Origin of the sequence: Achromobacter sp. GD03932 (assembly GCF_029839485.1) — a bacterium.
Lineage (GTDB): Bacteria > Pseudomonadota > Gammaproteobacteria > Burkholderiales > Burkholderiaceae_B > Achromobacter > Achromobacter bronchisepticus_A.
The window spans coordinates 116930-128468 of sequence record NZ_JAOCAT010000006.1; the positions used below are offsets into that span (position 1 = coordinate 116930).

Genomic DNA, 11539 nt, shown 5'->3' on the forward strand with positions numbered 1-11539 from the left:
TCATACGATGGAAAGAAATTTGAAACCTCACCTAAATTTTGCCTAAAACCTCATAAATTGGGTCATTTGATCTTTTAAATGGAAAAAGTAGATAAATTTGATCTGAATATCATCTCCTGCCTGCAAAAGGATGGCGCGCTGTCGCAGCGCGAGCTGGCCGATCGCGTCGGGCTGTCGCAAAACGCCTGCTGGCGCAGGCTGCAGCGCCTGAACGCCTGCGGCATCATTCGCGGCACCCGCGCCGAGGTCAATCTGGTCGAACTGGGGCTGGACCTGACGGTATTCGTAATGATCCGCACCAGCCACCACGCCAAGGCCTGGGCCGACGGATTTCGCCAGCACGTGGAACGCCTGCCCGAAGTGACAGAGTTCTATCGCATCGGCGGAGACTGGGACTACCTGATCAAGGTGGTCTGCCGCGGCATGGCCGGGTACGACCGCTTCTACCAGAAGCTGATCACGGATTTCGAGCTTTCCACGGTGACGGGGTTCTTCAGCATGGAGGCCATCATCGAGAACCGGCCGCCGGATCTGGGGGGATTGGAGGGATAAGGCAGGCGAGCATGGCGCACGGGACGCCCGACCCATGCGGACATGACAGAACCGTGACGGCGGGACGATCGGATTTGTAATTCCAATGACCGCGGATTGTCGGGCGACGGCCTGCACACTGGCCCCGCCAATCCGCCAGAAGACATGGTTCCCGTGGCTTCCGGTCGGTAGACGCATATCGATCTTCCCCGCTCACGGAGTCCCCCATGAAAAAGCTATATGCCGCGGCGGTCGCCACGGCACTGTCCGGCGCCGCCTATGCGCAGCCCTCTTCCGTCACGCTCTATGGCCTTATCGACACCGGCATCGGCTATGCCAACGTCGATGGCGCCTACACCGATCCCGCCACCGGCAACCGCACCCGCGTCGACAGCAGCCGTATCGGATCCACCACCGGCACCACCGCCGGTTCGCGCTGGGGCCTGCGCGGCAAGGAAGACCTGGGCGACGGCCTGTACGTGCTCTTCCAGCTGGAGTCCGGCTACGACAGCCGCAACGGCAACTCGCTGCAAAGCGGCCGCCTGTTCGGCCGCGAAGCCACTGTGGCCCTGGGCAGCGCCGACTGGGGCGGGGTACGCCTGGGTCGCCAATACAACATTGCCTCGCGCTACTTCACCGGCATGTTCGGCTCGTCGTTCGGCGGCGGCTTCAATCAGTTGAACACCGGCGCAGGCCTGGGCTTCAGCTCGGCCAACTTCGTGCGCTACGACAACCTGGTCGTCTATGAAACCCCGTCGATGGGCGGCTTCACGGGCGCCATCGGCTACGCCTTCAACGCCGACGACCGCCGCCTCGCCCAGACCGGTTTCGCCACGGCCGACAACACCCGCGCCATCTCGGCCGGCCTGCGCTATGACAACGGCCCGATCATGGGTTTTGCCACCTACGACCAGCTCAATGCCTCGAACAAGCTGAGCCCAAGCCAGACCGACGCCACGCCGCGCTCCTACATCGTCGGCGGCTCCTACGACTTCGAAGTCGTCAAGGTGGCCCTGGCCTACAACCGCATGAGCGATGGCTGGTTCGCAGGCAAAGGTTTCCCCAATGGCGGCAGCATCGGCGGCTTTACCGGCACACCTTCCTACGCCTTCGTCAAAGGCTTCCGCTCGAATGCCTACATGCTGGCGCTGGCCGTTCCCGTCGGCAGATCCGGCGGCGCATTCGCGTCATGGCAGCGCGCCGACGCCAACAGCAAGCAGCTCACGGGCGGTGACGCCGCCAGCAACACCTATAGCCTCGGCTACAACTACAACCTGTCCAAACGGACCGATCTCTATGCCGTGGCGTCCTACACCACCAACTGGGCGTTCCAGGACAACGTCAAGGCGACTGAAGTGAACATGGGCATCCGCCACCGGTTCTAACGCAAGGTTTCATAAGACGCTGTATGCAGGGAATCCCTTGATTGCGCCCCCTCCGCGAAGGGAAGGCCAGATGATCGCCGCGCGCCCTTCCGGCGCGCGCTTTTTCTGATGCCGCGCGGTTGCCGGGCTCGCATGCGTGCGCTGATCACAAGGGCCGCGCCGCCAGCATGTAGCTGCCGCCCCGCATCGTGTGCAGCAGCTTGGGCCCCGGCCCTGCGTCGACCTTCCTGCGCAACCTGCGCATCGCGACCGCAACCGCATGCGACTTGAAATTGCGTTTGTCTTGGATATGCAGCTTCATTTTCCAGACCTGCTCGGCCAGCTCCCATTCCACGCACACGACCCCGGGCCGCTGCATCAGAAAAGCCAGCAAACCGAATTCCTTGGGCGTGAGCTGCAGGAACTGCCGGCCACGGTAGGCGCGGCAGCGCAATAAGTCCAGCTCCAGGTCGGCAAGCTGCAACCTGGGGCTGGACTCGGGGGGATTGATCACGGAGGATTCAGCCACGCCGGGCTCGCCTGCCGCGCCGGCGGCTATCGCCCCGACGCGTTCTGGCGTTGTACTTCAGCCTGGTACTCCGGCCCCGAACGCAGGCGGAAATACTCCGTAAATGCGGCCTTGTACTGCGGGCTGTAAATATCCGGCGTCTCTTCGCCGCGCCAGAACCGGTCCACGCCCGCGCGCTTCCAAAGCGCCAGGTCGGCCAGCACTTCGGCGCGCGTCAACGAGGGCCCATAAGGATTGGCCAACCCAGCGGGCGGCGGCGCGGACTGCGCCAGCGCCGTGCCGGTAGCGGCGGCCGACAGCGCCAGGATCAATGCGGCTTTGCGGATAATCTGCATGTTTGTTTCCTATGTATCGTGGAGGGGACTGCACGATCAAATTCTAGGAAAGCGATGCGGACAGAAAGCGGATAGCGGGATTACGTTTTTGAAATGGCGGGCCGGCCTGACGCAGCCCCGCGCTTTCCGATGCCCCTACCAGGCCAGCCCCTGCTGCGCCAGTCCAAGGCGCCGCGGTCTCAAGAACACATAACAATGCTGGAACCCGTCCGCCACGACGTGGCGCGCGCCCGTCATCCCCGTTATGCCGGGCTCGAATGTCTTGAAGACCTGAAAGCCCTTGGCCTGCTCGACCTTGAAGCTCAGGCGATCGGGCTTGTCGTTATAGCCGAGCACCAACATCCCATCGTCGGCCAGCACGTGATGGCATTCAAACATCAACTGATTGAATGCGTCTTCCGTATCCAGGCCGAAGCCGATCAGTCCGTTAGCGAACACCACATCAAAGCCATGCGGCGGATAGTACGAAGACAGTTCAGTCGCCGAACCCACCACGTGCCTGTTGGGCGGGCCGTAGGCGGCGTTGCGCGGATTCAGGTCTATCGAATAGAAGTCCAGATCCAGCAACCGGTCATAGTGCCAGTTGTGCTTGTCCAGACCGATGAAAAGGCATCTGGCCGCCGGCGCCGCCGCGCCGCGCCGGAAATGTTCATTGACGTAGTCGAAGACTTCTTGCTCCATGAACATCCGGCTAGGCACCCTCAGCCGGAAATCGACGCCTAGCGTCTTGGCAAGAGCCGGAGAAGCCCGGAAAGCCGCCCGCTTCAGGGCATATGATATTTTTCTGATGAACTTCATGATCCCCAAAACCCCGAATAACGCCAATATCCGAGTGGCCTTCCAGCAGGCCATCAGCCTCATTTTTTTGAATTCTAGGTTGGGGCTTTTTCTTCTATCCTGAGTTTTTCTGGACTCGTATTTACCTATTCTTGTAGCGGCATCAGATCGCAGGTCCGGACCTGCAAGACAAGGCTCAAGGCCTCCATGATTCCTGGCGTCCGGCATTCACGTGTTGCGTACTGACTTGGCGTCGCGGGTCGTGAATTGGCCGTCCCAGGGTCGATGAGACCCATACTGTCAATCTCCTTTTTTCATCGCAATCTGAACTGCACGTCAGTACCGGATTCAGGGAGCGGCGATCTCATAGCTGAACACAAGCACCGCCTGGCTCGGTACGGCGTTGCCATCCTGGATTGCGGGCATCATTCGCACCCCGCTCGAGGCTACGACGGCGGCCTGATCCAAGGTGCTGTTCCCTGAGGGGAAAATCAGCGCGCTACGCAGCACCTTCCCCTGAACATCCAGCATCACACGTACCCAGACTGTGCCCTTGGCCCCAGCCGACTTGGCCTGCGGCGGATAGGAGAGCGCGGGAGCTCCGGTAATGAACAGCGCCTTGGGCATGGCCATCGGCCATGGCTCAGGCGAGGCCTGACCCGTCTGCGCCGCGGGACATCCCAGCGGTGGCGAAAGCGGAGATCGCACCTGGCACGGCTGAACTTCGGGCGCCGCGCGTTGCGCATGCACGGTCACCAGGCCATTTGCCAATTGCTCCCGGGTCGGCCCTGGCTTCTCGTAGGTGGTGCCGTCGCGCGCGTCCCGGTACATCAAAACCAATCCCATGACGCAAATCGCCGCAAGCACCATCTTCAGCTTGTTGGCCGCCAACCACCGCAACGCGTTCCGGCCGCCGTCAAAGCGCGCGGAAGCCGCGCGCCATGCCTCGATGCGCGCCCATCCCAGGTCCAGCACCGACAGATGAGGCGCAATGCTCAACAACTGTGCGAAATCCCTTCCATGCCAGTACGCCTGTACAAGATTGGGTTCAGCCCACCTGTGCGCCAACCTCAGGACTGCATCCAGGCGCACACGCAAGGGCGGCGGCAGCTGGCTGTACTGCTCCATCTGGTCCAACAGCATGTCGACCCAATCGGATAGGTCCTGGTCATGCGGAAATGGCGCGCTCAGGCCGTTCCAGTCGAACGCCCGGCGCGCGCCATTGAAGAGCGCCAGGCGGCCGTCCGGCTGCAGGCGCATCGCCCGGGCCAGGCTCCAGGCCAGAGCGTCCCTGGCCTCCAGATGGTCTAGCCGGCGGTCAGCCAGGGCGCTAGCGAGCATCTGCGCAACCTCATCATCGGGCGCCTGCATCAGACGGCGGGTCCAGTGCTCGATACCTGCTTCCAGTTCCTCTCGGGATGGCGGAAACCATTCTGCTTGAACCGCTGGCCCTGGCTCCTGCGCATGCGCTGGCGGTGCTTGCCTCGGGACCGCTTCCATCCCGGACTCGGGCGCGAACTCGGGCGTGTCCCCCGGCGCTGCGTCAGGACCCGCTTGCGGCGCGTCGGACAAAGGCAACGCACTGCAAGCGGCGGATTCCCCTTCCTCGATCTGTATGTCGGCCCAGGATCGCGCATGCTCGTATGCGCCGCGCAGGATGGCGAAGCCTTCCGGGTCAGCGGCCTGGTCGATCCGCTTGAGCGCCGCCGCATAGGCGCGGCGGATGACCTTCTGGTCGCTGGTGGGCTCGATGCCTAATCTGGTAAAGCTCGCTGCTGCCACGGTACTAGTCCTGTTGCGTGGGATCAAAGCCTGGAGCAAACACGGCGGCCCGTTCAAGCACGTCGACCACGCGACGCAGCCGCTCTGCGGCACGCACGGCAAGCCGCTCCTCCTGGGTTTCCAGCGCCTGTTCAAACAGCACTATTTCGTGGGCGAGCAGTTCGCGGTCATCGCCACGCAGCACCTGGTAGACGCGCTCGGCCCGCGCCACCAAGGCGCGGTTGACCGCCAGTTCCCGAGGATGGATCTTCAACTCGGCCAGTTCGCCCAAGCGGCGCTGGATATCGGCGTCGCTCATCTGCGCGCCGCCGCCCTGGATCACCAGACGTTGTGCCGCGCCGCCTCGCGCCAGCGCAGCCTCGACCTCCAGCAAGCCATTCACGTCATAGGTAAAACGCACGTTGATGGCGCTTTCCAGACGCGACAAGCGCGGCAACGACATGTTCAGAGTGCCTAGCAGGATGTTGTCGCGGACAAGGCGGGACTCCCCCTGGTAGATGTGCAGCTCGACCTCGCCCTGACCGTCTTCCATCGGCATGTATGTCTCCTGGCGGCTGACCGGCACGATGGCGTTGCGTTCGATGATGGGCGCAAACTGGCCCGGCAAACGCTGTCCGGACGAAGTGGTGCGCGTAGTACTGATGCCCAGCGTGTAGGGGCATACGTCGGTCATCACGACCTCTTCCAGCGCCTGGTCCTTCATCTTCAGTCCCGCCATCACCGCAGCGCCTGCCGCCACCACTTGATCGGGATCCATCTCGGTATTCGGAAAGCGGCCGAACATGCGCGTGACCAGCTGGCGCACCAGCGGCATGCGCGTGGCGCCGCCCGCCAGCACCACGGTGGCAATGTCCTGGCTCTTGATGTTGGCATCGCGCAATGAGCGCTCAACCGGCATGCGCAAACGCGTCAGCAGCGGCGCGCACAACTGCCCAAGCAGTTCCTGGCTCAATTCGAGCGCATATTCTTCGCCGCGCCAGTCCAACGCAATGCGGGCGGCAGGTTGGGTCGACAACTGGCGCTTGGCGCTTTCAGCCTGCGCCAGCAACCGTTGCATGAAGCGCCGGTCCTCGCGCGCGGCCGCGGCCCGCGCATGGGTATCGAAGAACTTCTGAACGATCTCATTGACGAAATCCTCGCCGCCAAGGAAGTTGTCGCCAGCCGTGGCGCACACCTCCATCACGCCTTCGAACAGTTCCAGCACCGACACATCGAACGTGCCGCCACCAAGGTCAAAAACCAGGAACTGGGTCTCGTCCTCGCTCTGGTGCAGGCCATAGGCCAGGGCGGCCGCGGTGGGTTCGTTGACCAGACGTTCGACGGTCAGGCCCGCCAACTTCCCCGCGTTGCGCGTTGCCTTGCGCTGCGAGTCGGAAAAGTAGGCCGGTACGCTGATCACGGCCTCGGTAACCGGGTGGCCCAGCACGGCTTCGGCGTCTGCCTTCAGCGCGCGCAGCACCAGCGACGATAGTTCTTCGGCGCGGAACTCCTGGTCGCCCAACTGGAACAGCTTGTCGCTGCCCATGTGCCGCTTGAACAACGCGGCGGTGCGCTCGGGATGCGTTTGAAGGCGCTCTTGGGCGGCCTGCCCCACCAATACGCGGCCATCTTCATCCAGACTTACGCAAGAGGGTGTCAGAAAGCTCCCCAACGGATTGGGTACCAGGCGCGCCCGGCCGTCCTGCCACAGCGCCGCCAAACTATTTGTCGTACCCAGGTCGATACCGATGATCATGAGAAAAGCCTGTTTCGGTTCCAATAATGTGGGCGCTCCGCGCAAGCGCGAAACGCCCCATGGACCTACGATTAACGGCCAGGAAGGAGAGAAATGTAGCGGGCGCGGCCAGGTCAGGCCGCAGCAACCAGATCCATCTGGCCCGCCGCATGACCCAAGCGCCGCGGCCGCAGAAACACATAACAATGCCGGAACCCGTCCTCCACGATGTGACGCGCGCCAGTCATTCCGGTTATGCCAGGCTCAAAAGTCTTGAAAACCTCAAAACCCGCGGCCTGTTCAACCTTGAAGCTCAGGCGGTCGGGTTTGTCGTTGTAGCCAAGCACCAGCATCCCGTCGCTGGCCAAGACGTGATGGCATTCGAACATCAACTGATTGAACGCTTCCTCGGTATCCAGGCCGAAACCGATCAGCCCATTCGCAAAAACCACATCGAAGCTGTTCGGCGGATAGTGCGAAGACAATTCGGTCGCCGAACCTACCACGTGTCTGCCGGGCGGGCCGTAGGCCGCATTGCGCGGATTCAAATCTATTGAATAAAAGTCGAGGTCCAGCAACCGGTCGTAATGCCAATTGTGCTTGTCCAGGCCGATGAACAAGCACCTCGCCGCCGGAGCGGTCGTTGCGCGCCGGAACTGCTGATTGACATACTTGAAGACCTCTTGCTCCATGAACATCCGGCTGGGCACCCGCAAGCGGAAATCAAGGCCTAGGATTCTGGCAAGAGCCGGAGACGCGCGAAAAACGGCGCGCTTCAACGCGTAAGGTATTTTTTTGACGAACTTCATGATCCTCCAGAACTTCAAAAGCAAACCCGTATGGCACCAAGTACCAAAGCAGCCCCCGCGGGCCGCCAGCCTCACTTGTTTTTTGTGAGGTCCATTCTTTATTCGAATTCTTCCTTGACCTTGCCGACAGCCGACGAATCGTAGCTATCTCAGCCGGGATATTATTTATTCGAAGATTTTTCAGTCCGATACCGCTATGCCAGCCGCAAGCCGCGCCGCGCCCGTCCAGAGCCTTGGACATGAACGCATTGCGTGGAGAGGATCCTGGCTGGGCCGCCCGATAGATGGCTGTTTATTGGTTCACCTATCCAGCGTTTCCCCAATGCATCGCCCCGCAGCGCTGCATTGAGACAGGATCTTTGCGTCCTACCGTTCCAGATGGAAGCCAGACGCTGCGCCCCATCTACTTATTTCTAACGGCTAGGTACGACCATTCTTAATGGCGCTCTTGTTTTTTTATTTTTGGTCGAATGGCGCCAAAAATAAACACTGTTTTACTAATTTTCATGCATACAAAATCATGCCGACTAACGGACATTGACAAGACAGTCGCGCCACTCCGACTACCTTGCTGCCCCTTCAGGCAACGCAAGAAGGTCATTCAACTCCAGGCCGCCGCCTTGGTTGGTGCTACCTGCCGAGGTGTATACATGCCTCCCAGCAACCTCTAAAGGGAGCATCAGGAGCGACCAATCGCCACAGTTCACGCGAGGCAACGCACTGAAACCACCGTTCTTCCAGACCGAAAATCGGCTACCGGCTTTGCACGACAACCTCGACTGCCAAACCTGCGTCTACCTGTACCACAATCCACTTCAGAAATCTCTCGTACTCGTTTAGAGAGAAAAATCCATAAATCTTCTCCCATGGGCAATCGGTCATCGCGCTATCCATGGCGAATCACCTGAAAATCAATCCGCACCACACGCTGCGAGCGAGGAATTCGCGCGTTCTTCCAAAGGCGTCAAAGCCAGCGCCCGATAGCTGATGGACATCGAAGTCACGGAAACCAAAGTAAAAGCGAATGTGGAAATGGCGGAGTACAGATAAAACGCGACGCCCGGCGCCCGCGGCATCTGTAGCAGAAAGATCCGGACAGCCTCTAGCAAGAGCAATAGCGGCACTGGCAACATGGCCACCGCCAGCAGGCGTAACCGGTTGCCCTTCACCAGCCCCGCAATCCGCGGCAGGTCCAATCTGCCGGTCAAGGCCGCGTGCGGCAACGCCAGAAAGAAATATCCCAGGAAAAAGCATGGCGACAATATCAACAACAGCACCAACACCATGCCAAGCCAATGCGGGCCGGCTGGCCCCTCGGAAAACAGCATCACGATGTAGACCAGAAGCGCAACCACGAACGCTAACGCGGCACTCACCAACAGTACGATGAAATACATGCGTTCGGGCTTGCCTGCCACGGGGCGAGGCGCAGGAGTTTCGTTTAGAAGGATGCACCGATGCCAAGCCACCGCCGCCAGGACTGGGGCGGCGGTACTCACCATCCATCCGGCCAGCTCCAGCAGTTTGCTCTGCTCGACATATGCCATGTCGTTCAGATACATGCCCAAGACCACGCCACCTAGCAGAATCAGGATCAATAGCGGCGATGCGCCGATCAGCCGTCCGCCATGGTCGCCTAGATAATCCAAGGTCTGGCGGATGACCCGCAGTATGGGGAGTTTCTTCCGCATGTATTGCTCCATGATGTGCGTTGGCCGTCGCTGCTTCGCTAGGGCTGCTTTATGGCAGACCAAGCGTGGCCTGTTCAGGATCTTTGCAGCCCAATCGGTCAGGAACTTGGCTGTGGTTCCTCTGATTAATAACGGCGGGGCATGGAGTTTCTTAATTCTAAATGTAGTCTGACACCTTTTTTAATTTGCCACGTCTTTCGATAAAAACCTCCACGGCTTTATATCCAAATCCTCATCCGCCATAACTACACTTAAGTAATCCGCGGGAAACTGAAAGCCATCCGGCAAAATTGGAAGCTCATACAAAAAAGGTTTCATTACTTACTTCCTCCAGTAACACGTGGCAAATCTGATGAACCGTAAGGATTGGAAGTAGAGAAGCCTCCTGACTGTTTATTTATACGAGCACTGATACAAGGTTTCAGACTAAATTTTCAGATTTTGAAAATATAGTCTGACATCTTTTTAGCGGCCCGGCCAAAAGAATACGCGACACCCCCCCAATTCAATAACCCTAAAACTCAGCACTTCCCTTTTTCCCTGAAGGGCTTGACATTAACCATAGCAGCCTTCGCTGCATACATACCCATGGCCCCAATCACCAGTCCGATCAAGGCCAAAATATAAGTATCAAACGTCAATCCAAGCAGGGCCAGGACAATCCCAATCCAAATTAACAACCCTCGGAACCAGCGCTTGAAATTTCCTTCAGCAATGATTGCGTCATAGAAACCCATATTATCTCCCATCAACACCAGCCAAATAATCACTGCCTTTACCAAACCCACAATTTAATTAAAGGCGAGCGAAAGCACTGGATACCTATCTGACGCAAAAGCACCTTCCATATCAGCGATCGAATCACTCACAGATTTACTTTCCGGCCTTTTCACTCGTATCTTCCCGAGTTTTGGGTAGTCCAGCTCTTCGTTTCTTCAACCACCCGTGCGGATAAGGCGGGTCTTCAAATGAACGAATACCCAATTGGTGCGCCCTCGCGGCATACCCCCCGAATCCCCCTATCGCCAGCCCTACGATGTATATCCATCCGGTACGCCAGACATCGAAATCAAGGAAAACGATAGCGCCCCCTGCGATTACCAAAACCGCACCATATATCGGCCTCAGGTAACCATCGCGCACAAATATCGCCTTGAGCGACCGTCTCACTGTAAGCATGTAGTTTGCCCTTCATTTGTCACGACGGAGCGCCAAGTCACTTGCCAAATGCATCGCGAGGTTCCGCAAAACGCAGCAGACCGGTCTTGTGGCATTGGTAAGGGTACTTTTCGGTGCACCGCTGTACCATGGAGCGCGCCAGTTTATTCGCGACATCCGCCGCGATCCGCTGTCCCTCGGCATTCGGCCCACGATTTGAAAAATCACGCAGAGAGATCCCATACGTATCCTCGGCCATGCCACGGTACTCGCCCGATTCTGCGTCATACAGACGGATACCCACCGACACACTGGCAGGATACTGTTGGGAACCCTCGAATGCGCGCGGCTCGCTCACAGCAACCACATATTTGACACCTGCCGCCAACGCATCCTTGTTCATCGTTTCCGGCCTGGCCGTCTTGAGATCGAACTTGCGCAACTTGAATACAGCCTTAACTCCCGCTGCGTCCATGGCACCTGGCAGTTCGGCATTCAATGCGTTGCATACTGATTCGGCAGCGTAGGTCGCAGGATAGGCTGTTCTGGCACCTATGAAACCGACACTCTCGATCTTCTCTTTGAAATCGCAATCGGTGGTGTAGATCAGCACCGGACTGATCATCTCGCGAGGTTCCGGGTTCGTTGCCAAGGCTGCCGGTGGCGAGCCCATGATGAAGGAGCAGCCTGCGGCAGCGAATAGCGAGGCGAGTGTCAATATAAATCTACAGCAAATCATAGTCTTCTAATTCTCTGATTTCTAAGAAATCTACCTAAAAGAGCTTCCGACTGGAGTCAGCCATCATCCCTGGCCATTTACACACTCACTCGTCATCCGTCGACTCACCT

11 protein-coding genes are annotated in these 11539 nt (G+C 59.0%); 2 read left to right on the forward strand and 9 right to left on the reverse strand.

Translation table 11 applies throughout. The features are described from left to right. Positions 1–78 precede the first annotated feature (78 nt). Together N5C88_RS07775 and N5C88_RS07780 are read left to right on the forward strand one after the other, a co-directional pair. Positions 79–552 (forward strand): Lrp/AsnC family transcriptional regulator, encoded by a 474-nt coding sequence (locus N5C88_RS07775; RefSeq protein ID WP_280015080.1) that lies wholly within the window; start codon positions 79–81, stop codon positions 550–552. Between the two features lie 206 nt (positions 553–758). Continuing rightward, on the forward strand, positions 759–1916 hold the full coding sequence (locus N5C88_RS07780) for a porin (RefSeq protein WP_118934345.1): 1158 nt from the start codon (positions 759–761) through the stop codon (positions 1914–1916). Positions 1917–2061: 145 nt separating this feature from the next. Here the strand turns inward: N5C88_RS07780 and N5C88_RS07785 are convergent, their stop codons facing one another. The 9 genes from N5C88_RS07785 to N5C88_RS07825 all read right to left on the reverse strand — a co-directional run bounded on the left by N5C88_RS07785 (position 2062) and on the right by N5C88_RS07825 (position 11315). Beyond that, on the reverse strand, positions 2062–2424 hold the full coding sequence (locus N5C88_RS07785; RefSeq protein WP_118934348.1) for a winged helix-turn-helix domain-containing protein: 363 nt from the start codon (positions 2422–2424) through the stop codon (positions 2062–2064). Between the two features lie 26 nt (positions 2425–2450). Next, on the reverse strand, positions 2451–2759 hold the full coding sequence (locus tag N5C88_RS07790; RefSeq protein ID WP_059379970.1) for a DUF4148 domain-containing protein: 309 nt from the start codon (positions 2757–2759) through the stop codon (positions 2451–2453). A 135-nt stretch (positions 2760–2894) separates the two neighbouring features. Next, positions 2895–3557 carry a class I SAM-dependent methyltransferase gene (locus N5C88_RS07795; RefSeq protein ID WP_280015081.1) on the reverse strand — a complete coding sequence of 221 codons (663 nt, stop codon included), beginning with the start codon at positions 3555–3557 and terminating at the stop codon, positions 2895–2897. A 327-nt stretch (positions 3558–3884) separates the two neighbouring features. After that, a complete protein-coding gene (locus N5C88_RS07800; protein ID WP_280015082.1) occupies positions 3885–5318 on the reverse strand; it encodes an energy transducer TonB in 1434 nt (477 codons plus the stop codon). A gap of 4 nt (positions 5319–5322) precedes the next feature. Continuing rightward, entirely contained in the window at positions 5323–7053 is a 1731-nt protein-coding gene (locus N5C88_RS07805; protein ID WP_280015083.1) for a molecular chaperone HscC, read from the reverse strand. A 113-nt stretch (positions 7054–7166) separates the two neighbouring features. Then, positions 7167–7841 carry a class I SAM-dependent methyltransferase gene (locus N5C88_RS07810; protein WP_280015084.1) on the reverse strand — a complete coding sequence of 225 codons (675 nt, stop codon included), beginning with the start codon at positions 7839–7841 and terminating at the stop codon, positions 7167–7169. Positions 7842–8752: 911 nt separating this feature from the next. Next, positions 8753–9532 (reverse strand): hypothetical protein, encoded by a 780-nt coding sequence (locus tag N5C88_RS07815; RefSeq protein ID WP_280015085.1) that lies wholly within the window; start codon positions 9530–9532, stop codon positions 8753–8755. A gap of 521 nt (positions 9533–10053) precedes the next feature. Further along, entirely contained in the window at positions 10054–10302 is a 249-nt protein-coding gene (locus tag N5C88_RS07820; RefSeq protein ID WP_280015086.1) for a hypothetical protein, read from the reverse strand. Positions 10303–10748: 446 nt separating this feature from the next. After that, positions 10749–11315: a hypothetical protein gene (locus tag N5C88_RS07825; protein WP_280015087.1), complete on the reverse strand. Its 567-nt coding sequence runs from the start codon at positions 11313–11315 to the stop codon at positions 10749–10751. Positions 11316–11539 lie beyond the last annotated feature (224 nt).